This window comes from Cohnella sp. OV330 (assembly GCF_900112065.1).
Classification (GTDB): domain Bacteria; phylum Bacillota; class Bacilli; order Paenibacillales; family Paenibacillaceae; genus Cohnella.
Genome location: NZ_FOKE01000008.1, coordinates 198957 through 221972 on the forward strand (window position 1 = coordinate 198957; position 23016 = coordinate 221972).

The following is a 23016-nucleotide window of genomic DNA, read 5'->3' on the forward strand; positions in this document are numbered from 1 at the left end:
GATCCGGTTCCATCCTGAAAAAGTACATCATCAAATGGGCGATCAACCGGTTTTTGCGATCTATCGCGCAAAAGTGCCTTGTAGCTCGCCTCTTTGAGCGAAACCCTGCGTTTTCAAGTGAAAATCCTGCACATTTGCGCGATAGGCGGATGGATGAGAGGTCGCTGCTCTCGAACGTGTACTTTTGCACGATAGAAGGTCTGGGATCGATAGTTCGGCCGTTCTATCAATTCAGGCGACTCGGATAACCCATACGGTTGTTTCGACATCGGGGTAGACGCCACCCTTATCCTGTAATATAATCGTGTCAAGTTCATATGCGCGGCGGAGAAAAGGAGAGCACGCGACTCAGGTCCCCCATGGGGACGAGTTCGTGATTTCCTTTTTTTCTTTTTATTCAAGGACCGAACGGAGGGGCTCCTTATGCCATTCAGCCGACAACGGATACTCCCCGCGGCGCGCAAGGTCAAGGATCTGGAGAAGTTGATCCGGCTGCCGTACGAGTACATCGTGCTGCTCGACATGCACGTCGCGCAGCTGCAGCCGATCGTGCAGCTCGCCAAGTCGAACGGCAAAAAGCCGATCGTGCACGCGGACCTGATCGAAGGGCTCAAAAACGACGAATACGCGGCCGAATTCATCTGCCAAATCGCAAAGCCCGCCGGCATCGTCTCGACCCGGGCGAGCGTCATCGCCAAGACCAAGCAGAACAAGCTTCTGGCGATCCAGCGGCTGTTCCTGCTCGACACCAACGCGCTCGAGAAAAGCTATGCGATGTTCGAGCGGACGAAGCCCGACTATATCGAGGTGCTGCCCGGCGTTATCCCGCATATGATCGCAGAGGTGCACGAACGGACGGGCATTCCCGTCTTCGCCGGCGGCCTCATCCGCACCGTGAACGACGTGGAGCAGGCGCTCGCGGCGGGCGCGTCCGCGGTCACGACGTCCAACATCGAGCTATGGAAGCATTACGAAAACGGGTTACGATAGGGGGAGCGCACATGGAACACCGCTATATTTTAGCGCTTGATCAAGGGACGACGAGCTCCCGCGCGATCATTTTCGACAAAGCGGGCCATGCCGTCGCCGTGGCGCAGCAGGAGATCAAGCAGTACTTTCCGAAGCCCGGGTGGGTCGAGCACGACGCCAACGAGATCTGGCTGTCCGTGCTGGGCGTCATCGCGCGCGTGCTGACCGACGCGGACATCCGGCCGGAGCAGATCGAGGCGATCGGCATCACCAACCAGCGAGAGACGACGGTCATATGGGACCGCCATACGGGCCGTCCGATCCATCGCGCGATCGTGTGGCAGTCCCGGCAGACCAACGATATTTGCGAGTCGCTGAGACAACAAGGTCTTGACGGCTTGTTCAGGCAAAAGACGGGCTTGCTCGTCGATGCGTACTTTTCCGGAACGAAGGCGAAGTGGCTGCTCGATCACGTGGAGGGCGCTAGGGAGATGGCGGCGCGCGGCGACCTGCTCTTCGGCACGATCGACACATGGCTCGTATGGAAAATGAGCGGCGGCAAAACGCACGTAACCGATTACTCCAACGCTTCCCGCACGCTGCTGTTCAATATCCATTCGCTCGAATGGGACGACGAGCTGCTCGAGATTCTGGAGGTACCGCGTTCCATGCTGCCCGAGGTGCGATCGTCCTCCGAAATATACGCGCATACGGTGGACCATCACTTCTTCGGCCGCAACATTCCGATCGCGGGGATCGCGGGCGACCAGCAAGCCGCTTTGTTCGGGCAAGCTTGCTTCGAGAAGGGCATGGTTAAAAATACGTACGGCACCGGTTGCTTCATGCTCATGAATACGGGCGCGGATGCGGTCGCGTCGAAGCACGGACTGCTGACGACGATCGCTTGGGGACTCGAGGGCAAGGTGGAATACGCGCTCGAAGGCAGCGTTTTCGTCGCGGGCTCGGCGCTTCAATGGCTGCGGGACGGCCTTCGCATGCTGAAGTCTTCGGCCGACAGCGAGACCTACGCCGCGCGGGTCGATTCGTCCGAAGGCGTATACGTCGTCCCGGCGTTCGTCGGCATGGGGACGCCGTATTGGGACAGCGACGTCCGGGGCGCGATCTTCGGCTTGACGCGGGGGACGACCAAGGAACATTTTATCCGCGCGACGCTCGAGTCGCTGGCCTATCAGAGCAAGGACGTGCTGGATGCGATGATCGAGGACTCGGGACTCCCGCTGCGGCGGCTGCGGGTCGACGGCGGGGCGGTCGCGAACGGTCTGCTCATGCAGTTCCAGAGCGACCTGCTCGGCGCGGAGGTCGAGCGCCCATCCGTCGGCGAGACGACCGCGCTCGGTGCGGCTTACCTGGCGGGCCTTGCGGTCGGTTACTGGCAAAGCAAGCAGGACATCGCGGACAGCTGGAGGCTCGACCGTTCGTTCAAGCCCGTCATGGGGGACGACGAGCGGGAGCGACTGTACGCGGGCTGGCAAAAGGCGGTTCGGGCCGCCATGGCTTTCAAATAAAACGACAAGTTCATATCCGGTCGGAGATCAGGAGAAACCACGATATCGGCCGCGCCACCAGGCGCGGTCTGCATGATCGTGGTTTTATTGCATTCGAAACGAAAGAAAGAAGGGCATAGACATGACGAACGGATTTGCGGCGACGAGCCGGCTAGCCAAGCTGGCGGAATTGGAAAAGGACGTATTCGACGTATTGGTCGTCGGCGGCGGGATAACCGGCGCCGGTATCGCGTTGGACGCGCAGCGGAGAGGAATGAAAACCGCGCTGATCGAGATGCAGGACTTCGCGGCCGGAACCTCGAGCCGGTCGACGAAGCTGGTGCACGGCGGCCTGAGGTACCTGAAGCAGTTCGAGGTCAAAATGGTCGCCGAGGTCGGCAAAGAACGGGCCATCGTTTACGAAAACGGCCCGCACGTCACGACGCCGGAGCGGATGCTGCTGCCTTTGTATAGGGGCGGTACTTTCGGCTGGCTGAGCACATCGCTTGGGCTTCGCCTCTACGATTTTCTGGCAGGCGTGAAGCGGGACGAACGGCGGCGCATGCTGAGTCCGGCGGATACGCTGGCGCTGGAGCCGCTGTTGAAAAAGAAAGGCATGCGGGGCGGCGGATCTTACGTAGAATACCGGACGGACGATGCGCGCCTGACGATCGAGGTGCTTAAGAAGGCGGTAGAATCCGGGGCCATTGCCGTCAACTACACGAAGGCCGAACAGTTTCTTTACGATGAAAAAGGCAGGGCGACAGGGGTGGCGGCCCGCGATCTGATCGGAGGGTGTGAGTATCGAATCAGGGCGCGCCAGATCGTCAATGCGACAGGTCCTTGGGTAGACACGCTGCGGGAGTTGGACCGGTCCAAGAAAGGCAAGACCCTTCGGCTCACGAAAGGCGTCCATCTCGTCTTCGACGGCGGCCGCTTCCCGCTTCGCCAGGCGATCTACTTCGACACGCAGGACGGCCGGATGGTGTTCGCGATTCCGCGAGACGGCAAGACGTACGTCGGAACGACGGATACCGACTACACGGGCGATACGGCGCAGCCGAGAGCGTCGCGGGAGGACCGGGACTATCTGCTGGCCGCCTGCAACGGCATGTTCCCGGAGCTGCGCCTCGGCGAGCGCGACGTCGAATCGAGCTGGGCGGGCTTGCGGCCGCTCATCTACGAGGAAGGGAAGTCGCCCTCCGAGGTGTCGCGTCGGGACGAGATCTTCGTTTCCCCATCCGGCTTGGTTACGATCGCGGGCGGCAAGCTCACCGGTTACCGCAAGATGGCAGAGACGGTCGTCGACCGGCTGGCGGCATCTTTGCGCGCCGATGGACGCAGGCCGTTCAGTCCCTGCGCGACCCGTGAGCTGCCGATATCCGGCGGCGAGGTCGGCGGCTCGGATCGGTTCGCGCAGTTCGCGAAAAAGGCGGCGGCATCCGGCGAAGCGGCGGGCCTGGCGACCGAATCGGCGCTGCGGATCGCGAGCCGGTACGGATCGAACGCAAGCGCCGTATTCGAGCGCATCGCGAGGCGGCAGGATAGCGGTGACGTCGCGGGGCTATCCGACGAGGCATATGGCATGCTCGCGTACGCGATCGAGGAGGAGATGGCGGTGAAGCCCTCCGACTTCCTGATCAGGCGCACGGGCGCGCTATTTTTCGATATCGGCTGGGCGCGTCGGAACATGGCGGCCGTCGTCGACTACATGGCGGACGCGCTCCGATATACCGATGCGCAGCGGGCCGAATACGCGGAAGAAGCGGAGCGAGAGCTCATCGCCGCATCGGAGATTTAGTGTTCGTCGAAAAATTCATTTTGCAAATGATCTTCATGAATGACCGCGGCTAGGGTAAGATTAATTGAACCGATAATCAGGCAAAGCGAGGAATCGCGCATGAAGATCGTGGTCGTGTCGGATACCCATATGCCCAGAATGAGCAAGCGGCTTCCTGCGGCGCTCCGGCGCGAGCTGGAGGACGCAGAGGCGATCGTCCACGCCGGCGATTGGACCCGGATGACGGTATACGAGTCATTGGCTGCCTACGCGCCGGTGTACGGCGTGGTCGGGAACAACGACGGACCCGAGATCGCGGCCAAGTTCGGCATGCGAAAGCTGCTGACGCTGGGCGGTTGCCGGATCGGCGTCGTTCACGGGCACGGGTCGGCGCTGCGGACGAAGACGGAAGCGCACGCGGTCGCGGCTTTTAAAGACGAACGGCTTGACGCGATCGTTTATGGACACTCGCATATTCCCGTTCTGCGGCGCGATGAGAAGAGCGGCATGATGATCTTCAACCCGGGCTCGCCGACCGACAAGCGGAGGCAAGCGCAATATTCCTTCGGCATCATGGAAGCCGTCGACGGCAAGTTAAGCGCAAGGCATGTGTTATACCCGGATAAAGGCTAGGCTTCGAAAGCAATTACAATGAAGCAAGCGAAAGGAGACGCTATGACGCATCCCAGTTCCACGACGGCGGCCGGCTGGCGCTTCGACAACAGCTACGCGCGTCTCCCGTCCTTTTTTTACTCGAAAATCCCGCTTCATCCGGTCGTCGCGCCGAAGCTGGCCGTGTTGAACGTTCGGTTGGCCGAATCGCTCGGCTTGAACGAGGAAGCGCTGCGCAGCGGAGCCGGCTTGGCAGTCTTGGCCGGCAGCGAGGCGCCTGACGGCGCCGAGCCGCTCGCGCAAGCATACGCCGGACATCAGTTCGGTCACCTGACGATGCTTGGCGACGGACGCGCGCTGCTGCTGGGCGAACAGATCTCCCCGGACGGAAGCCGCCGCGACCTTCAACTGAAAGGCTCGGGTCGTACGCCGTATTCACGAGGCGGAGACGGCCGGGCGGCGCTTGGTCCCATGCTGCGGGAGTACGTCATTAGCGAAACGATGCACGGACTGGGCATCCCGACGACGCGAAGTCTGGCCGTCGTGGCTACCGGCGAGCCCGTATTTCGCGAGGACGAGCTGCCGGGCGCCGTGCTGACCCGCGTGGCCGCGAGCCATATTCGGGTAGGGACGTTCCAGTATGCCGCAGGCGCGGGAAGTTCGGACCAGGTCCGCGAGCTCGCCGATTATACGATGCAAAGGCATTATCCCGAGGTCAAAGCCGGCGATTACTTGTCGTTCCTTAAGGCGGTCGTTCGCCGACAGGCATCGTTGATCGCGAAATGGCAGCTGGTCGGCTTCGTGCACGGCGTCATGAACACCGACAACATGGCGATCAGCGGGGAGACGATCGATTACGGCCCCTGCGCGTTCCTAGACGTCTACGATCCGTCTACGGTATTCAGCTCGATCGACGCCAACGGCCGTTACGCCTATAATCAGCAACCGCGGATCGCCGCCTGGAACCTGGCGCGATTCGCCGAGACGCTGCTGCCGCTCCTCGACGAGGACGAGGAACGTGCCGTCGCCTTGGCAGAGCAAGAGATATCGGCGTTTCCCGGTCTTTTCGAAGCCGAATGGCTGGCCGGCATGCGTGCCAAGCTGGGTCTGTCGGGCGAAGCGCCTGAAGACGAATCCCTTGCCCAGGACTTGCTTGAGCTGATGGAGACGCACCGAGCCGACTTTACGAATACGTTCGCGAGCTTGACCTTGGGAACGACGGCTGAAGGCCCGCTGTTCGAATCGGAAGCGTTCGCGAGCTGGCGCGGCAGATGGAAGGCCAGAATCGGCGATACGGACGATGAGGCCGCCGCCTCGCAAAGATTGATGAGACGCAGCAACCCCGCGGCGATCGCGCGCAACCACCGCGTAGAGGAAGCGCTGGAGGCGGCTGTCGAACGCGGCGATTACGGCGTCCTGAACCGGCTCGTCGAAGCGCTCCGCGATCCTTTTGCCTACTCGCCCGAGCAGGCCGCTTATGCCGCGCTGCCGGACGCTTCTTGCGGCAGATACAGAACGTTCTGCGGTACTTGATGATCATGTAAAGCGCATTATCGCTTAGCCCCTCCCGACATCGGGAGGGGCCTATTTTGCTTTTCCATAGATGCCATCTATGTCACTTGTCGGAACTATCAATTACCTTTATAGAGAATTTTTGATTTATATTGAATCCAGAGCTAGCGATAAGAGGAGGAGAACCATTTGACCATCCGTTTCGATTACAGCCATGCCCTTACATTCATGCAGCAGCACGAAGTCGATTATGCGTCCGAATTCGTATCTGCCGCGCACCGCATGCTTCACGATAAGCAGGGTCCGGGATCGGACTATCTGGGTTGGGTGGACCTGCCGCTTCAGTACGACCGCGAAGAGTTTGCCCGCATCAAGGAAGCGGCCGCCAGAATCCGCGGCAATTCGGACGCCTTGATCGTCATCGGCATCGGCGGCTCCTACTTGGGCGCCAGGTCCGCGATCGAAGCGCTCTCCCATACGTTCCATAATCAGATGGCGGGCCGCACGCAGGTTTATTTCGCCGGTCAAAACATTAGCTCCACGTACTTGTCGCACCTGCTGGAGCTGCTGGAGGGCAAGGATCTGTCGCTGAACGTCATTTCCAAATCGGGCACGACGACCGAGCCGGCAATCGCCTTCCGCGTACTTCGCGACTACATGGAGAAAAAGTACGGTAAAGCGGAAGCCCGCAAACGCATCTATGCGACGACGGACGCCGAAAAAGGCGCGCTTAAGAAACTGGCGGACGAGGAAGGCTACGAAACGTTCGTGATCCCCGACGATGTCGGCGGTCGCTATTCCGTATTGACTGCCGTCGGCTTGCTGCCGATCGCGACCGCGGGCCTTGATATCGACCGGATGATGGAAGGCGCCGCCGCGGCTGCGAAAAAATATGCCGACCCGAGCCTCGCCGCCAACGAAAGCTACCAATACGCAGCCGTCCGGAATGCGCTTTATCGCAAGGGTAAAACGATCGAGCTGCTGGCGAACTTCGAGCCGTCCCTGCATTACGTATCCGAATGGTGGAAGCAGCTGTTCGGCGAGAGCGAAGGCAAAGATCAGAAAGGGTTATACCCGGCATCTGTGGATTTCTCGACCGACCTTCACTCGATGGGTCAATACGTGCAAGAAGGGCGGAGGGATCTGTTCGAGACCGTCCTTGCCGTGAAGAAGGCGCGCGTGGAGTGGAAGATCGAGACGGACGAGGGCAATCTGGACGGCTTGAACTTCTTGGCGGGAATGACGATGGACGAGGTCAACCGCAAGGCTGCGGAAGGCACGCGCCTCGCTCACGTGGACGGCGGCGTTCCCAACCTGATCGTCGAGCTGGACGAGCTGAACGAGTATACGTACGGCGAAATGGTTTACTTCTTCGAGAAAGCGTGCGGCATCAGCGGCTTGCTGCTCGGCGTCAACCCGTTCGATCAGCCGGGCGTCGAAGCCTATAAGGTCAATATGTTCGCGCTGCTGGGCAAGCCGGGCTTCGAAGCGAAAAAAGCCGAGCTGCTGAAACGCTTGGGAGAGGCTTAAAAGACATAACTTCTTAAAAATAAGCGAGGCCGCTTGTTCGACAGTCCAGACCCGAAGGGTTGAAACTGACGGCAAGCGGCCTCTTTAGGCGTTTAAGACGGATGGCCTTCCGCCAGCTCCGCGAAGCGCGACCTCGCATTGCCCTGAACCCATCCGCCGTGGTAACAGATCACGCCTTCGATATCGAACGGGAGCAGCTTTTTGAGAGATGCCAGCGCTGTGGCCATGTCCGGCGTCACCGGCGGATTCGGGCCGATGAGCGCTCCGTCCTTGGCAACCGAGGCGTCGCCCGCGATGATCGTCTTGGATCCGTGGTGGTACAAGCAGACATGGCCCGGCGTATGGCCTGGCGTATGGATGACGGTCAACCCGCCGCCGAACGGGAGCGAATCGCCGTCCAAAAAGGCGAGATCCACATTAGGGCGAGCAGGGTGGAGGAACGTTCGTTCGAACTGCGAACGGACCTCGTCAGTCGCCTGCTGCAGGAAGCCCGCAAGCCGTTCCGGCGACATCTTGATCATCGGCGCGGTTCCGTTAATGGCCCCGGCGTCCGCAGGATGCGCGTATACGGTCGCACCGCCGCCGGTCGCTTCCAGCACGCCGGGCAAGCCTCCGATGTGATCCAGGTCCTGGTGCGTGAGCAGGATCGCCTTGAGCGGCCGATCTCCGATGCCGGCTTGCTTCGCAAGCTCCATGATCGCGGGCGCCGAACCCGGCATGCCTGTGTCGACCAACGTCCAAGAGTCCTCGTCAATAAAGATCGTCGGATGGATCGTCATCGGGCCCAACTTCAATTCCAGCATTTCAATTCCTTCGGCGATTCGCATCATCGCGCCGGACCGTCGTCGTTCGGCGTTCGAACGGCGGCTGCCGGCTCCCTCCCTTGTCCATATGGATGAAAACCAATGAGTTCAATATAAAACCCGCGTGTTTCAAAGTCAAAAGACGGCGCCCAAAATGATAGAATACCGTATAAAATGAGCTGAATTTGCAATCGAAACCCTTGCTTGCGCAGTCTAAAATATAGATAGAAACGACAAGTATGCAAGCGTCGCAATCGATACATAAAGGGGAATAATAAATCATGCTAAAGGTTGGCGTTATCGGAACGGGAGGCATTTTCAAGTTCGCGCATTTGCCAGGTTGGCTGTCCCACAAGGAAGTGGAGCTCGTCGCTTTCTGCGACGCCTTTCGCGCTTCCGCCGAATCCGCTGCGCTCGCTTTTCCCGGGGCGAAGGTATATGAAGATTACCGCGAGCTCATCGCGGATCCGTCGATCGATATCGTCGGCATCAGCACGCCGAATCTGTACCACTCCGAGATCGCGATCGCGGCGCTGCGCAAGGGCAAGCACGTATTTTGCGAAAAGCCGGATGCCGTGAACGCCGACGAAGCGCAGAAAATGGCGGATGCAGCGCGCGAATCGGGCAGGCTGCTGATGACGATGCGCAACAACCGCTTCAGCGAAGAGGCCAAGTTCATCAAGCGGCTCATCTCTCAAGGCAAACTCGGGGAAATGTACATGGGCCGGTGCGGTTGGATCCGACGCCGAGGCATTCCAGGGCGCGGCGGCTGGTTCACGACGAAGGGGCTGTCGGGCGGCGGACCGCTCATCGATCTGGGCGTCCACATGATCGACATGGCGATGTGGACCGCGGGCAATCCGAAGCCGGTCACCGTATCCGGCTCGACTTATCGCAAATTCGCGGACCGTCCGGACGCATCCGGCAACGTTCCCGAAGGAACGTTCGACGTCGAGGACCTGGCCGCGGGCTTTATCCGCTTCGATAGCGGCGCCTCTCTCCAGATCGAATTCAGCTGGGCTTCGAATATCGAAGAGGAGCAGAAGTTCCTCGAGTGGCGGGGCACGGAGGGCGGATTCAGCCTGATCAACGACAAACTGAAGCTCTATACGGAAAAAGAAGGCGTGCTGATCGACGAACAGCCCCGGTTTCCCGAATCCGCCGTCCCGCAGCATACGGCCAACATTCGTCACTTCGTCGAATGCGTGCTCGGGCACGAGTCGCCGATCTTCTTGCCGGAACATGGCGTGGATATGATCAAAATTTTGTCCGCCATTTATGAATCCGCCGAGCGCGGTCATGAGATCAGACTGTAACGACGCGGCTTTACCGCGCTTGCCGGCGCCAATCCCCCACCGTTCGCCATTAGGCGAACGATGGGGGATTTTTTTGTCGGATGGCCGAAGTTCGGGTGGGGCAAATTAAGCGAGGTCCGAATTCAAACTTACTCCGGGAGTGAAGCGTAGAAATGGGAATCTTAAGCGGCAATTCGAAGGACGAGCCATTGCACTATGGCGAAGTATTCGACATTTGGGCGGCGTCGATGGCAGCCAAGGGCTTCATCTCGGGCTATCGCGCGCTGAAGCAACATGCAGGAGACCACGATCTGAAAAAGATCATCGACCGATGCATCGATCAGGCGGAGCTCGAAGCCAGCGAATGCGACAAGCTGCTGCAAAGCAACGGGATCGTGCCGCCGCCGGAGCTGCCCCAGCGACCTGAAGCGAAGCTTGAGGAAATTCCGCCCGGCGCGCGGTTTTCGGATATGGAGATCGCCGCGACCCTTTCCGCAGACACGGCGGTTGGATTGGTGGCCTGCAGCCAGACGATGGGCAAGTCGATCCGCGAGGACGTCACTATGCTGTTCGGCAAGTATCATGTCACCAAAGCCGCGATCGGACTGAGCCTGCTTCGACTGAACAAAGAAAAAGGATGGCTCGTGCCGCCGCCGCTGCAAATTCAGCGCCCTGAAGCGGTTCATGCCTAACTAAGGAGGCACGTCCCATGAAGTTCGTACTGAAGTGGATCGTGAACGGCGTCATCGTGACGACTTTGCTCATGTACTATTCCAACGCCTCGTTCCTTGGCGCCGCGACGACCGCGACGATTCTTACAATTATCGCGTACATTTTGGGCGACCAGATTATTTTGCGCTCCACCAACAACGGAATCGCGACCGTATCCGACGGCATCCTGGCCTATCTGGTGCTGTGGATCGCGGCATCCGCGATGAATTGGACGATCAGCCCGGGGGAAATTCTCATTATCGCGCTGATTACCGGCGTCGCCGAATTTTTCATTCACCGGTATGTGTTCCAGACCCGGACGTCTTACCAACGCCAGCGCGCTTGAACCTATGCTTCTGATCGCTAGGAGTCCTGACCGCTAACTGTTAACGCCCGCGCCTTGGCGCGGGTTTTATTTGTTTTTTTAAAATCACTGACCGTTTCTGTCAGCGATATAGGCTTATACTTCAGATCGTAAAGACAACGATCATGGAGGTATAGGTATGTTCGCATCGATCGCAAATTTCGTAGAAGAGTGGGAACGCGAAGCGAAAATGACGGCCGGCTTGCTGGATTCGTTGACGGATGAATCGCTTAAGCGGCGGATCTCCGATGACCGGCGTACTTTGGGCGATTTGGCGTGGCATTTGATCGCGTCGATTCAGTTCATGAGCGCGCTCGGCCTGTCGTTCGACGGCGCCGGGGACGGAGACGGTACGAACAAGTCGGCCCCCGAATTCGCGAAGGCCTACCGGTCGATCAGCGACCGCTTTATCGAAGCGCTTCAAGCGCAATGGAAAGACGCTAATCTGGCGGATAAAATAGAGATCGCGGGAGAAGCATGGAAAAACGGCGATTCGCTTCGTTTCGCGCTCATGCATCAAGCGCACCACCGCGGACAGATGACCGTCCTGATGAGACAAGCCGGACTTCGGCCGCCGGGCTTGTACGGGCCGACCTACGAAACATGGGTCGAGCAGGGAATGGCGCCTCGGGCATGATTGACTTACAATAGGACGTAAAGGTTAACGACCAAGACGATCGGAAGCGGGTAGGCCATGACCAAAGCGGATAACATGCTGTCGATTTTGTGGATGCTGCGATCCGGCAGGCGCAAGACAGCGAAGCAATTGGCGGAAGCGCTCGATATTCACGTGAGGACCGTTTACCGTTGCATCGATTCGCTATGCGCCAGCGGCGTGCCGATCGTCGCGGATTCGGGGCCGAACGGCGGATACACGATCCTGAGCCGATTCGCCGATTCGCCTCTCGTCTTCGACGCCGACGAGCAGAAGGGATTGGTCCACGCTGCGATATTCGCCAAGGAAGCGGGTTATCCGCATTCGGACGCGCTGGACAGAGCGACGGACAAGCTGAAGCGATATGCGAACGACGAGCAGCTGGATGCGTTGGAGCGACACGGTCTCGGGCTGTCGGTGATCGAACCGCCGCTCGACGGCGCCTATCAGTCGTACTTGCAGTCGCTGGAGGAGGCCGCGGGCAAAGGACGCACGCTGGAAATGGATTACGACAAAGGGAGAGGCGAGACTTCGCCCGCGCGCCTGTTCGATCCGTACGGCATCGTCTATTGGAAAGGCACTTGGTATGCGGTCGGACTTTGCGGATACCGGGAGGACGTCAGAAGCTTCCGGGTTGACCGCATACGCGGACTGCGGCAGACGGACAGGCGTTTCGAGCGGCCGGCATCCTTTTCGGCCAAGGACTACTTGCTCGGTCAGCTGCTTCGGGATTCAAAAGATCAGGCGGAGTGGGAGACGGTTCGGATCCATAGCCAGGAGCAGGTGCTGAACGAGCTATGCCGGCATTGGCTGTTTGGACATGCCCTGACCGAGCGTGAGCTGGAAACGGCGACTTTTCGATTGGAGCGGTCGACGCTGACGACGTACGTGCCATATTTTTTGATGCCATACGGTACGGCCTTACGGATCGAATCCGCGCTGCTGGTCTCGCGGATGCGGGAAGCTACCGCGCGGTTGCTCGTACACTACGAGGCGATGCAGTCTTCGAATGAATGTGGAGAGGTGGAAAAACGATGAGCAAATTCGCGATGTTCGGAAAACTGACGGCCATACCCGGGAAGCGGGAGGAGCTCGCCGGCATGATGCTGGCGTCAAGCGATACGCTGAGCGGCATGGAAGGGTGCATTTATTATATCCTTCATGAGGCTGAGGATGAGCCCGACGTGCTGTGGATCACGGAGCTGTGGGAGAGTCGGGAAGCGCATGCTGCCAGCCTGCAAAACGAACAAGTGCGCGAGCTGATCGGCCGCTGCAGGCCGCTGATCGCGGAGGCGGGCGGAATTAAGGTCAAGCCGCTCGGCGGCAAAGGATTTTAATCATTCCGGGGCATCCTTAACGGAGAGGATTCCGCATTCAAACCTTGAACGGCGACGAGCCGTTCAAGGTTTTTTTGCGGGCGTAAGCGGCGAGGGCGGATTCCGCTCACCTTCGCAGCGTACCCGCGCGACGCCGAATGGCTGCTGCGCAAGCGGGAACGGATCAACCAGGCGATCCGGGACGCCGTCCGATAATCGCGTGAAATGGCGTTTTTCTCCGCCGCTCCTTTCCCTTATCACCCGTCTATCATTTTTCTTCTATTGAATGGAAAGAGTTGCCGCTCTATGATAGCAATAGAAACGATCGCATTCGAATCGATCGCGGTCGAATCGGTCGAAGCAGCTTCGATAGCGGACAACTCGAGCCGGGAGGCGGGAAAATGAAAATACGCAAATGGGCGATTCCAGCCCTGCTGTTCGTGACGGTGTTAAGCGGATGTAAAGGCGGCGGAAACGACCTAACGCCGGAACCGACGCCGGAGCCGACGGCCGAAGACGCGATCGGCGCCTACCTGAAGGATTGGCAGCAGCTCGATTATGCGGGCATGTACGCGATGCTCACGCCGGACGCCAGAACTAAGCTGACAGCGGAGCAATTCGCGGAGCGCTACGGCAAAATATACGAGGGCATCAAGGCGGAGAAGCTGGAGGTCGAGGATGTCTCCCCGGCGCCTGCGAGCTCGTCTTCGGCGTCGCCGGCCTCGACCGCTTCGGCCGGACCGGTCGTTCAGAAATTCCAATATGCCGTCAGCATGAATACGGTCGCAGGTCCCGTGACGTTCAAGCACGAGGGTACGGCGAGGAAAACGTTGGACGGCGAGGAACAGAAGTGGCGGATCGACTGGGATTCGTCGATGATATTCTCCGAGATGAAGGACGGGGACAAGGTTCGCGTTCAGGCGCTGGCCTCCGAACGCGGCGAGATCGTCGATCGCACGGGCGAAGGGCTCGCCGTGAACGGAACGGCGCCGCAGCTTGGCATCGTCCCGGGTAAGCTCGGAGACGACCCGGCGGCGGTCAAAGCCCAGGTCGCCGCCAAGCTCGGCATTACCGTGGCGGATATCGATCGCAAGCTCGGCGCTTCATGGGTCAAGCCGGAGCTGTTCGTGCCGATCGGCATCGTGGACGAGGCCGACATGGACGCGTTCGACAACGTGCCCGGCGTTCTTTTTCAGCAGAAGAAGCTCCGCGTATACCCGCTCGGCGAAGCCGCGGCCCATTTGACCGGATACGTCGGAGAGATCAACGCCGAGCAGCTCGCGCGTCTCAAGGACAAGGGCTACAAGACCGGGGACGTTATCGGCAAAGCGGGGCTGGAGCAAGTGCTTGAGGATCAATTAAGGGGGACGGACGGCGTCGTCGTGGCGATCGAAGACGCGAGCGGCCAGCGCAAATCGGTACTCGCCGAAAAGGCGGCCGTGCCGGGAACGTCGTACCAGCTGACCGTGGACGCGGGCCTGCAAAAAACGATTTACGAGGAGATTAAGGCGGATGCCTCGTCGGCTGCGGCGATCGAGCCTCGAACCGGCGAAGTGCTGGCGCTGCTCAGCAGTCCGTCCTACGATCCGAACGCCTTCGTGCACGGCTTGTCCGCCAAGCAGTACGCCGCGTGGAACGACGATCCGCGCCATCCGTTCCTGAACCGGTTTTCCAAAGGCTACGCGCCAGGCTCCTCGTTCAAGATCGTTACCGCCGCGCTGGGGCTGGACGCGGGGACGCTCGATCCGGACAAAGCGGTCGAGATCTCCGGTTTGAGGTGGACGAAGGACGGCTCGTGGGGCAGCTATTACGTGAAGCGGGTTCACGCCGTCAATCCGGTCGACTTGTCCAAGGCGCTCACTTATTCGGACAATATCTACTTCGCGCAGGCGGCGCTCGCGCTGGGCAAGGACAAATTCGCGGAGGACGCAGCCAAGTTCGGCATCGGCGAAGCGATCCCGATCGTCTATCCGCTGGCCAAGTCGCAGCTGTCCAACAAAGGCCTCAAAAGCGAGATTCAGCTCGCGGACTCGGGCTATGGGCAAGGCGAGGTGACGATGACTTCGCTGCACGTGGCGCTGGCTTTCTCGGCGATCGTGAACGGAGGCAATATCGCCTATCCGCGGCTGACGCTGGAGGACGATCCGGATTCGCCGCAGGTATGGAAGGCGGCCGCGATGACGCCCGAATCGGCGGACATCTTGAAGAAGGATCTCGTCCAGGCGGTGACGAGTCCAGAAGGCGTCGGTCACGGCGCTTATATTCAAGGGGCGTCGATCGCAGGCAAGACAGGCACCGCCGAGCTCAAGGCGAGTAAGGGCGTAAAGGGCGAAGAAAACGGGTGGTTCGTCGGCTTTGACGCGAACGATCCCAAGCTGCTGCTGGCCGTTATGGTTGAAGACGTCAGCGGGCGCGGGGGCAGCACCTATGTTACGCCGAAGGTCAAACGTATTTTTCAGCAAGCGATGAAAGGCTGAGCACGAACCCTTTCCCGCGGGCGTTTTCGATGGTGAGGACGGGACCCGTTTTTTTGCGGATCCGGTACAGAAGAGAGTTGATCTTTTCGGCGCCGGCCGCCGGGCTCCCGTCCTCGCCGGTTCGTTCGGGCCATACGCAGCGTGCGATTTCCTCTTTGCCGACGAATCTCCGTTCTCTTCGCAGGAGCAGCTCGACGCATTTGAACACTTTGTCCGTAAAAGGATAGGCCGAATCGCGGACGGTGAGCACCTGCCTGATCGGATCCAGTGCGACTTCGGCGAGGTCGGCTGCCGTTATCGGGGCATCGAGACCGATGTCGAGTTTCATCGTTTCTTAGTATCGTAAGGACCGAGATCGTGCGAAACGCTTTAAGAGGAGGGAATCGATGTGAAAATCGTGGTGCTTGACGGCTATACGCTGAATCCGGGCGACCAGTCTTGGCGCGGGTTCGAACGTCTGGGTCAAGTGGAAGTATACGATCGGACGGCTCCGGCATTCGCGGAGGAACGGGCTCGCGATGCGCGTATCGTGCTGACCAATAAAACGCCCCTCCGCGCAGAGCTGCTCGCGAAGCTGCCTGCGCTCGAATATATCGGCGTGCTGGCGACCGGGTACGACATCGTTGACGTCCGGGCGGCCGGCGAGCGTGGCATCGCCGTTACGAACGTGCCGGGTTACGGGACCGACTCCGTGGCTCAATCCGTGTTCGCTCTGTTACTCGAGCTTTGCCAGCACGCCGGGCTGCACGATCGCTCCGTCAAGGCAGGGGAATGGGCAAGCAGTCCCGACTTCAGCTACTGGAAAATGCCGCTCGCCGAACTGAGCGGCAAGACGATGGGAATCGTCGGCTACGGTCGCATCGGCGAAGCGGTCGCGCGCATCGCGCATGCATTCGGCATGAAGGTCGCGGCTTACAAGCGCCATCCCGACGGGCCACCGCCGTTCCAAGGCTTCGAATGGGCTTCCTTGCCCGAGCTGTTGGAAAGCTCGGACGTGGTCAGCTTGCATTGCCCGCTCACGCCGGAGACGGAAGAATTGATCAACCGCGACAGCCTCGCGCGGATGAAGCGATCCGCCTTCCTGATCAACACGGCGCGCGGCCGCTTGATCGCGGAGCAGGACCTCGCGGACTGCCTGAACGCCGGCGGCATCGCCGGCGCCGGGCTGGACGTTCTGTCCGCGGAGCCGCCGCCGGCAGACCATCCGCTGCTGTCGGCCGCCAACTGCATCATCACGCCGCATCAGGCGTGGGCGACCCGGGAAGCCAGAGAGAGGCTGATGGCGACCGCCGTCGGCAACCTGGAGGCATATTTGGCGGGGCAGTCGGCGAACCGGGTGGTGTGAGAGGGAGGCGGGCTGAATGCTTCTAACGGAGACTACTTCGGTGCGCCGGAGCGAGCGGCATCGTTTGTTTCTAGCTGAGACTTTTATCGAATACAGCAATCGAAGAGAAACGCGGTCGTTCGCGGCATGGTAGACTGATTCCATCTAATACGTTGGACGGAGGGATCGGTTTGAAGCTTGCGCATGTTCGACTGCTGGCGCCGAATATCCATGAATGTTTTTTGTTTTACCGCGATGCCATGGGACTCGAAGTCCGTCACGGGGATGAGACGACGCCTTTTGCTGAGTTTGCGACAGGAGACGTCAGCTTCGCGCTTGAAACGCCAATGGCAGACGACCCGATTGAAGTCAGATCGAGGACGCTGCCTTTCAGCGGGCGGGATCAAGTCGCGCTCGTTTTCCGCGTAGAAAATGTCGATGCGGCGTACGAGGAGCTGCGTTCGAAGGGAGTCCCATTCGTTCAGCCGCCTCGCGACACGCCGGAATGGGGCCACCGCGTCGCCTATCTCCGAGATCCCGCGGGCAATGTGATCGAGTTGAATCAAGGTATTTAATGATATTAATCTAACGAGCATGCAGCGTTTAATGCTGCGTGCTCGTTTTTTTGTTGCTGAGTCTGTTCGTTGAAACGGACTGTAAAGCCGTTATTTACGATTTTGAAGCCATTTTCATAGCTCAGCGGACCGGAGGTCCGTTATTTTATACAAAACCAGTCGAATATGCCATGAATAACTCGAATAACGGATTCTCTGTCCGAAAGCGAGCACAATTTCCTCATTTCAAGCCAAATAGCGGATCTACAGTCCGCCTACGGCCGCGGTTTGGGCGGATTAATTAGTTGGGGTTCTCCTTATTTCACCAAGCCGATAAAAGCATGAGCCGCGCTCGACAGCGGCATATTTCGCATCGTTAACAATCCCACGTGCGACGGCGGGAGCGGGATGTCGAGCGACACCTCGAATAGCGAGCCCTCCTCAAGCTCCTTGGATACGAACTCCCTGGTCACGTAGGAGATACCAAGCCCGCGCCGCGCGAACTCGATGAGCAAATCGACGCTGCCGACTTCGATCTCGGGCTTAATGGAGTAGCCGTAGTTGTGAAAGACCTCGGTAATCGTCATCCGGGCGCGGCTATTGCGGGAAAACAAAATAATGGGATATTGAAGCAGCGCGTCGAGCGTCAGCACTTCGTTTTTCAGCTCGGCATATCGGGAGCCGGCGACGAAGCAGTCCTGCAGTTGAAAGCTTTCCGTCACCTGCAGCTGCGGATCGACGATCGGCATGCGAACGACGCCGAGATCGATTCGGCCTTCCTTCAGAAACGTGATCACCTCGGGCGTCGTGCCATGGTTCAGATGCAGCTTGACGCCCGGATGACGCTCGTGGAATTGCTCCAGATACGGCAGCACGTAATGCTTGAACAGCGAATCGCTGCCGCCGATTCTGAGCTCGCCGCTGTCCAGGTTTTTGAGCGCGGCCATTTTTTCCTCCGCCAGCGTGATCAGAATTTGAGATTGCTCGATGTACGAATACAGCACCATGCCTTCCTGCGTCAGCTCGACGCCTTTGGAATTGCGATAGAACAGCGAGACGCCGAAGCTTTCCTCCAGCTGCTTGATCGCATGGCTCACGCTGGGCTGGGTCAAATACAGCGCCTTTGCCGCCTGCGTCAAGCTTCCCGTTTTCGCCGCCCAATAGAACACTTTGTACAGCTCGTAATTGTTACCCATAGACATGGTCTATATCTCCTGTGAAATATATTGATTACTTGTATGGCTTCGATTCGTATTATAGTGAAAATACAAAAAAGAAACCAGAGCGGATCCTCGCTCGGGGAAGGAGAAGGAAGATGGAGCCGACTACCTTTGTATTGTTCGGGGCAACCGGGGATTTAGCCAAGCGCAAAATCTATCCCGCCCTGTTTAACTTGTTCGTACGCGGCAAGCTGCCGCAAGCCTTCTCCGTCGTCGGACTCGGCAGAAGGGAATGGACCGACGAAGTATTCCAAGCCGCCGTCGAACGGTCGCTATATCAGTTTTCCAGAACGGAGCCCGCCGACAAGGAAAAGCTGAACGCATTCTTGGAAGCCTTCCGATACAGCGTGCTCGATATCGGCCGCGAGGAGGACTACCGCAAACTGCTCGCGCTCGTCGAATCGCGCGAACAAGCGCTGCAGATGCCGCCGAACCGGCTGTTCTACCTGTCCGTCGGACCCGAGCACTTCGAGCCGATCGCGGACAACATTCGGGCGAGCGGGCTCGGCTCGGCAAACGGATGGAAGCGGCTCGTCATCGAAAAGCCGTTCGGCCATGACCTTAAATCGGCCCGGGCGCTGAACGCGAAGCTATCCGAATCGTTCGCAGAGGAAGAAATTTTCCGCATCGACCATTACCTCGGCAAGCCGGTCGTGCAGCGCCTCGAATCGCTGCAGCAGGCCAACCCGGTCATTCAGGCGCTGTGGACCAACCGTTATATCGCCAACGTGCAAATCACGGCCAGCGAGTCGGTCGGCGTCGAGGAGCGGGCGGGCTACTACGATCACGTCGGCGCGATCCGGGACATGTTCCAGAACCACCTGCTGCAGCTGCTCATGATGGCGGCGATTCATCTGCCGTACGACAGCAGCTCCGAGAAAGTACGGTTTAAGAAGAAAAAGATCATGGAAGCGCTGGTCCCCGTGGCGAAGGAAGACGTCGGCTTGCATCTCGTACGCGGCCAATACGCGGCAGGCAGCATCGGCGGTCAACCGGTCGAGGGCTACAAGACCGAGCCGGGTATCGCGCCGGACTCCATGAACGACACGTTCATCGCCGCCAGACTGCGCATCGACAACGGCGATTGGCGCGGGGTGCCTTTCTACATTCGCACAGGCAAGCGCATGAACAAAAAATCGACTCGTATCGTCGTCGAGTTCAAGGAGCCGCTGAAGCAGGCTTGGTCGCAAACGGAAGACGGCGTCGCGCCGAACCTGCTCGTCATCGAGATCGGCCCCGGAGAGAGCATCACGCTCCGGCTGAACACGAAGGAAGCGGGCCCGCAAGGCGGTTTCAAGCCGATCCATATCGACCTGCATTCGACGCCGGCCGATTCTCCCGAAGCCTACGAAAACCTGATCGGCGACGCCTTGAAGGGCGATCCGACGTTCTTCGCGCATTGGGACGAAGTCGAGCTGTCCTGGCAGTATGTACAGCCGATGCTGGACGCGTTCGCCGAAAACTCGGTGCCGCTCCGCAGCTATGCCGCCGGCAGTCACGGACCGGCAGAGTCGGATGCGCTGCTCGCCGAAGACGGATACCACTGGTGGTACGACGAAGAATCCGAAGCCTTGCCTAAATCCGAAAGCAAAGAAGGAGCAAACTATGCCTATCACGCAAACCATTGAACAACTGTCCGTCGATACGATCCGCACGCTGTCGATCGACGCCATCAACGCGGCCAACTCCGGCCATCCCGGCCTGCCGATGGGGGCTGCCCCGATGGCGTACGCCCTCTGGTCCGAGCATTTGAATCATAACCCGTCGAACGCCAAATGGTTCAACCGCGACCGCTTCGTGCTGTCGGCCGGACACGGCTCCGCGTTGCTCTACAGCTTGCTTCATCTGTTCGGCTACGGGGTAACGATCGATGACCTGAAGCAGTTCCGCAAGCTCAACAGCAAAACGCCGGGGCATCCCGAGTTCGGTCACACGGACGGCGTCGACGCGACCACCGGGCCGCTTGGCCAAGGGATCGCCATGGCGGTCGGCATGGCGATGGCCGAAGCGCACTTGGCTTCGAAGTTCAATCAATCCGGCTTCCCGGTCGTCGACCATCATACCTTCGCGCTCGTCGGCGACGGCTGCCTGATGGAAGGCATCTCGTACGAAGCGATGTCGATGGCCGGACACATGAAGCTGGGCAAGCTAATCGTGCTGTACGATTCCAACGATATCTCGCTGGATGGCGACCTGAACCTCAGCTTCGGCGAAAACGTGAAGAAGCGCGCCGAATCCGCGAACTGGCAATACCTGCGCGTCGAAGACGGCAACGATCTGGCGGCGATCTCCGCAGCGATCGCCGAGGCGAAGGCGCAAGGCGATCAACCGACGATCATCGAGATCCGCACGATCATCGGATACGGCAGCAAGTCGGCCGGCACGCACAAGGTGCACGGCAACCCGCTCGGCCTCGAAGAAGCGAAAGCGACGAAGCTGAATTACGGCTGGGAATACGAAGAAGATTTCACGGTGCCGGACGAAGTCCGCGCGCACTTCGAACTCCTGAAACGTGAGGGCGCGGCCAAAGAAGAAGCTTGGCAAAAGCTGCTGTCCGCTTACGGCGAGGCGCATCCGGCGCTCGGCCAAGAGCTCGCTTCGGCGATTAGCGGCAAGGTAACGCTCGAAGACGGCGATATCCTGACATTCGACGCGGCGAAGTCGATCTCGACGCGCGTGGCGAGCGGAGAAGCGATCAACCACTACGTGAAAAAGGTGCCGTCCATCTTCGGCGGCAGCGCAGACCTGTCGCATTCGACGATGACCGACATCAAGGGCGAGCCGAAGTTCGCGATCGATTCCTACGCCGGTCGCAACGTCTACTTCGGCGTTCGCGAGCATGCGATGGGCGCGGCCGGCAACGGCATGGCGCTGCATGGCGGCGTCAATGCCTTCGTCAGCACGTTCTTCGTCTTCAGCGACTACCTGCGCCCTTCGATCAGGCTTGCCGCGCTGCAGAAGCTGCCGGTCGTCTATGTCTTCACGCACGACTCGATCGCAGTCGGCGAAGACGGTCCTACCCATGAGCCGGTCGAGCATCTGGCCGCGCTCCGCACGATTCCCGGCCTGACGGTCATCCGTCCGTCGGACGCCAACGAGACGGCGAACGCATGGGCGTATGCGCTGACCCAGCAGGAGGGGCCTGTCGCGCTGATCCTAAGCCGTCAGAATCTGCCGACCTTCGAGCAGACGAAGGCAAACCGCGAGCAAGTCGCGAAAGGCGCCTACGTGCTGACCGAGACGAACGCGCAGCCGGACCTTATCCTGATCGCTACCGGCTCCGAGGTATCTCTGGCCGTAAACGCGAAGGCGGAGCTAGAAAAGGAAAACGTCTCCGTCCGCGTCGTCGCGATGCCGAGCCGCGAATTGTTCGACCGGCAGCCGGAAGCCTACAAGCAATCGGTGCTTCCCGACGCGGTCTCGAAGCGCGTGTCGATCGAAGCGGGCATCTCGCTCGGCTGGGACCGCTATGTCGGCAAAGAAGGCAAAGTATTGTCCATCGATACGTTCGGCGCATCCGGCTCCGGCGGCGCGGTCATGGAGTACTTCGGCTTTTCCGCCTCTAATGTCGTCCGCATCGCCAAAGAACTGCTATAATTTGTAACGGCATGGTATTATCCAAACCTAAAAAAACGGAGGTTTTTGAATCATGAAGTTTTTCATCGATACCGCTAACCTGGCTGACATCAAAAAAGCGTACAAGATCGGCGTCCTGTCCGGCGTCACGACGAACCCTTCCCTGGTCGCCAAGGAAGGCGTGAAGTTCGAAGACCGCATCGAAGAGATCCTGAAGGAAGTGCCGGAGGTCGAATCCGTATCCGCCGAAGTCACGCCGGACGCCCTCACGGCAGAAGAGATGATCGCCCAGGCGAACGAGCTGATCAAGATCAACAACAATGACAAAAACATCACGATCAAGCTGCCGATGACGCTGGCCGGCCTCGAAGCTTGCCGTTACCTGACCAAGAAAGGCGTCAAGACGAACGTCACGCTGATCTTTACGGTCAACCAAGCGCTCCTTGCCGCGCGTGCAGGCGCCACCTACGTGTCGCCGTTCCTCGGCCGCCTGGACGACATCTCCGAAGACGGCGTCCTGCTCGTCGCGAAGATCGCGGAGCTGTTCCGCATCCATAATCTGGACGCGCAGATCATCGCGGCTTCCGTCCGTCATCCGGACCACGTCACCCGGGTCGCTATGGCCGGCGCGCATATCGCTACGATTCCGTTCTCGGTCATCGAACAGCTCACCAAGCACCCGCTTACCGAGCAGGGCATGGAGAAGTTCGCCGCGGATTGGAAAAAAGCGGTTCAATAATCGCATTTTGTTGCGGGAATGGCTTTAAACGAAATTTTCAATATAAACAGTTTCCATCAAATAGAGAGAGCATG

The 23016-nt window shown here is 59.4% G+C and carries 21 protein-coding genes; 18 read left to right on the forward strand and 3 right to left on the reverse strand.

What is annotated here, in order from left to right; translation table 11 throughout:
* Nucleotides 1-423: 423 nt before the first annotated feature.
* From BM235_RS19655 to BM235_RS19680, 6 genes are all read left to right on the forward strand, one after another.
* Nucleotides 424-990 carry a glycerol-3-phosphate responsive antiterminator gene (locus BM235_RS19655; RefSeq protein WP_090115928.1) on the forward strand — a complete coding sequence of 189 codons (567 nt, stop codon included), beginning with the start codon at nt 424-426 and terminating at the stop codon, nt 988-990.
* A gap of 11 nt (nt 991-1001) precedes the next feature.
* The gene (gene glpK, locus BM235_RS19660; protein WP_090115929.1) at nt 1002-2495 is read left to right on the forward strand and encodes a glycerol kinase GlpK; all 1494 of its coding nucleotides are present in this window, start codon (nt 1002-1004) and stop codon (nt 2493-2495) included.
* Nucleotides 2496-2616: 121 nt separating this feature from the next.
* Nucleotides 2617-4275, forward strand: a complete 1659-nt coding sequence (locus BM235_RS19665; protein WP_090115930.1) for a glycerol-3-phosphate dehydrogenase/oxidase — start codon at nt 2617-2619, stop codon at nt 4273-4275.
* Nucleotides 4276-4374: 99 nt separating this feature from the next.
* Nucleotides 4375-4887, forward strand: coding sequence for a metallophosphoesterase family protein (locus BM235_RS19670; RefSeq protein WP_090115931.1), 513 nt, complete (start codon nt 4375-4377; stop codon nt 4885-4887).
* Between the two features lie 42 nt (nt 4888-4929).
* The gene (locus BM235_RS19675; RefSeq protein WP_090116071.1) at nt 4930-6399 is read left to right on the forward strand and encodes a protein adenylyltransferase SelO; all 1470 of its coding nucleotides are present in this window, start codon (nt 4930-4932) and stop codon (nt 6397-6399) included.
* A 168-nt stretch (nt 6400-6567) separates the two neighbouring features.
* Complete coding sequence (locus BM235_RS19680; RefSeq protein ID WP_090115932.1) at nt 6568-7908, forward strand: glucose-6-phosphate isomerase; 1341 nt, start codon at nt 6568-6570, stop codon at nt 7906-7908.
* A 92-nt stretch (nt 7909-8000) separates the two neighbouring features.
* Here BM235_RS19680 and BM235_RS19685 read toward each other — a convergent pair whose 3' ends face one another.
* Nucleotides 8001-8711, reverse strand: coding sequence for an MBL fold metallo-hydrolase (locus BM235_RS19685; protein ID WP_255374483.1), 711 nt, complete (start codon nt 8709-8711; stop codon nt 8001-8003).
* Nucleotides 8712-8992: 281 nt separating this feature from the next.
* Here BM235_RS19685 and BM235_RS19690 point away from each other — a divergent pair, with 281 nt between their 5' ends.
* The 7 genes from BM235_RS19690 to BM235_RS19720 all read left to right on the forward strand — a co-directional run bounded on the left by BM235_RS19690 (nt 8993) and on the right by BM235_RS19720 (nt 15529).
* Nucleotides 8993-10027 carry a Gfo/Idh/MocA family protein gene (locus tag BM235_RS19690; protein ID WP_090115934.1) on the forward strand — a complete coding sequence of 345 codons (1035 nt, stop codon included), beginning with the start codon at nt 8993-8995 and terminating at the stop codon, nt 10025-10027.
* Nucleotides 10028-10179: 152 nt separating this feature from the next.
* Nucleotides 10180-10698, forward strand: coding sequence for a DUF3231 family protein (locus tag BM235_RS19695; protein WP_090115935.1), 519 nt, complete (start codon nt 10180-10182; stop codon nt 10696-10698).
* Between the two features lie 17 nt (nt 10699-10715).
* Nucleotides 10716-11063 (forward strand): DUF2512 family protein, encoded by a 348-nt coding sequence (locus tag BM235_RS19700; protein WP_090115936.1) that lies wholly within the window; start codon nt 10716-10718, stop codon nt 11061-11063.
* A gap of 157 nt (nt 11064-11220) precedes the next feature.
* On the forward strand, nt 11221-11718 hold the full coding sequence (locus tag BM235_RS19705; RefSeq protein WP_090115937.1) for a DinB family protein: 498 nt from the start codon (nt 11221-11223) through the stop codon (nt 11716-11718).
* Nucleotides 11719-11775: 57 nt separating this feature from the next.
* Nucleotides 11776-12774: a helix-turn-helix transcriptional regulator gene (locus BM235_RS19710; protein WP_090115938.1), complete on the forward strand. Its 999-nt coding sequence runs from the start codon at nt 11776-11778 to the stop codon at nt 12772-12774.
* Nucleotides 12771-13073, forward strand: coding sequence for a putative quinol monooxygenase (locus BM235_RS19715; protein WP_090115939.1), 303 nt, complete (start codon nt 12771-12773; stop codon nt 13071-13073). Before BM235_RS19710 ends, BM235_RS19715 begins: the two co-directional genes overlap by 4 nt.
* Before the next feature lie 380 nt (nt 13074-13453).
* Nucleotides 13454-15529 carry a penicillin-binding transpeptidase domain-containing protein gene (locus BM235_RS19720; RefSeq protein WP_090115940.1) on the forward strand — a complete coding sequence of 692 codons (2076 nt, stop codon included), beginning with the start codon at nt 13454-13456 and terminating at the stop codon, nt 15527-15529.
* On the opposite strand, the gene BM235_RS19725 is transcribed toward BM235_RS19720, so the two are convergent.
* Nucleotides 15495-15857, reverse strand: a complete 363-nt coding sequence (locus tag BM235_RS19725; protein WP_090115941.1) for a winged helix-turn-helix domain-containing protein — start codon at nt 15855-15857, stop codon at nt 15495-15497. The two genes, BM235_RS19720 and BM235_RS19725, sit on opposite strands and share 35 nt — an antisense overlap.
* Nucleotides 15858-15917: 60 nt before the next feature.
* Between BM235_RS19725 and BM235_RS19730 the strand changes: the two genes are divergently transcribed.
* Both BM235_RS19730 and BM235_RS19735 read left to right on the forward strand, forming a co-directional pair.
* Nucleotides 15918-16874, forward strand: coding sequence for a D-2-hydroxyacid dehydrogenase (locus BM235_RS19730; protein ID WP_090115942.1), 957 nt, complete (start codon nt 15918-15920; stop codon nt 16872-16874).
* Between the two features lie 170 nt (nt 16875-17044).
* The gene (locus tag BM235_RS19735; RefSeq protein ID WP_158543819.1) at nt 17045-17428 is read left to right on the forward strand and encodes a VOC family protein; all 384 of its coding nucleotides are present in this window, start codon (nt 17045-17047) and stop codon (nt 17426-17428) included.
* 296 nt (nt 17429-17724) lie between these two features.
* Here the strand turns inward: BM235_RS19735 and BM235_RS19740 are convergent, their stop codons facing one another.
* Nucleotides 17725-18603 (reverse strand): LysR family transcriptional regulator, encoded by an 879-nt coding sequence (locus BM235_RS19740; protein ID WP_090115944.1) that lies wholly within the window; start codon nt 18601-18603, stop codon nt 17725-17727.
* 119 nt (nt 18604-18722) lie between these two features.
* Here BM235_RS19740 and zwf point away from each other — a divergent pair, with 119 nt between their 5' ends.
* Genes zwf through fsa form a run of 3 tightly spaced genes read left to right on the forward strand, consistent with a single transcriptional unit; the run spans nt 18723 to nt 22942 of the window.
* Nucleotides 18723-20255: a glucose-6-phosphate dehydrogenase gene (gene zwf / locus BM235_RS19745; RefSeq protein WP_090115945.1), complete on the forward strand. Its 1533-nt coding sequence runs from the start codon at nt 18723-18725 to the stop codon at nt 20253-20255.
* Nucleotides 20239-22224, forward strand: a complete 1986-nt coding sequence (gene tkt, locus BM235_RS19750; RefSeq protein WP_090116072.1) for a transketolase — start codon at nt 20239-20241, stop codon at nt 22222-22224. Before zwf ends, tkt begins: the two co-directional genes overlap by 17 nt.
* A 52-nt stretch (nt 22225-22276) precedes the next feature.
* Nucleotides 22277-22942: a fructose-6-phosphate aldolase gene (fsa, locus tag BM235_RS19755; RefSeq protein WP_090115946.1), complete on the forward strand. Its 666-nt coding sequence runs from the start codon at nt 22277-22279 to the stop codon at nt 22940-22942.
* Nucleotides 22943-23016: the final 74 nt, after the last annotated feature.

What these genes read in the sequence shown, in the direction of transcription:
- BM235_RS19670 (WP_090115931.1), top strand. Translation starts at nt 4,375, where the DNA reads ATGAAGATCGTGGTCGTGTCGGATACCCATATGCCCAGAATGAGCAAG.
- BM235_RS19675 (WP_090116071.1), top strand. Translation starts at nt 4,930, where the DNA reads ATGACGCATCCCAGTTCCACGACGGCGGCCGGCTGGCGCTTCGACAAC.
- BM235_RS19710 (WP_090115938.1), top strand. Translation starts at nt 11,776, where the DNA reads ATGACCAAAGCGGATAACATGCTGTCGATTTTGTGGATGCTGCGATCC.
- BM235_RS19720 (WP_090115940.1), top strand. Translation starts at nt 13,454, where the DNA reads ATGAAAATACGCAAATGGGCGATTCCAGCCCTGCTGTTCGTGACGGTG.
- BM235_RS19725 (WP_090115941.1), bottom strand. Translation starts at nt 15,857, where the DNA reads ATGAAACTCGACATCGGTCTCGATGCCCCGATAACGGCAGCCGACCTC.
- fsa (WP_090115946.1), top strand. Translation starts at nt 22,277, where the DNA reads ATGAAGTTTTTCATCGATACCGCTAACCTGGCTGACATCAAAAAAGCG.
- BM235_RS19665 (WP_090115930.1), top strand. Translation starts at nt 2,617, where the DNA reads ATGACGAACGGATTTGCGGCGACGAGCCGGCTAGCCAAGCTGGCGGAA.
- BM235_RS19695 (WP_090115935.1), top strand. Translation starts at nt 10,180, where the DNA reads ATGGGAATCTTAAGCGGCAATTCGAAGGACGAGCCATTGCACTATGGC.
- BM235_RS19740 (WP_090115944.1), bottom strand. Translation starts at nt 18,603, where the DNA reads ATGGGTAACAATTACGAGCTGTACAAAGTGTTCTATTGGGCGGCGAAA.
- BM235_RS19715 (WP_090115939.1), top strand. Translation starts at nt 12,771, where the DNA reads ATGAGCAAATTCGCGATGTTCGGAAAACTGACGGCCATACCCGGGAAG.
- BM235_RS19655 (WP_090115928.1), top strand. Translation starts at nt 424, where the DNA reads ATGCCATTCAGCCGACAACGGATACTCCCCGCGGCGCGCAAGGTCAAG.
- BM235_RS19705 (WP_090115937.1), top strand. Translation starts at nt 11,221, where the DNA reads ATGTTCGCATCGATCGCAAATTTCGTAGAAGAGTGGGAACGCGAAGCG.
- BM235_RS19700 (WP_090115936.1), top strand. Translation starts at nt 10,716, where the DNA reads ATGAAGTTCGTACTGAAGTGGATCGTGAACGGCGTCATCGTGACGACT.
- glpK (WP_090115929.1), top strand. Translation starts at nt 1,002, where the DNA reads ATGGAACACCGCTATATTTTAGCGCTTGATCAAGGGACGACGAGCTCC.
- BM235_RS19690 (WP_090115934.1), top strand. Translation starts at nt 8,993, where the DNA reads ATGCTAAAGGTTGGCGTTATCGGAACGGGAGGCATTTTCAAGTTCGCG.
- BM235_RS19685 (WP_255374483.1), bottom strand. Translation starts at nt 8,711, where the DNA reads ATGCTGGAATTGAAGTTGGGCCCGATGACGATCCATCCGACGATCTTT.
- zwf (WP_090115945.1), top strand. Translation starts at nt 18,723, where the DNA reads ATGGAGCCGACTACCTTTGTATTGTTCGGGGCAACCGGGGATTTAGCC.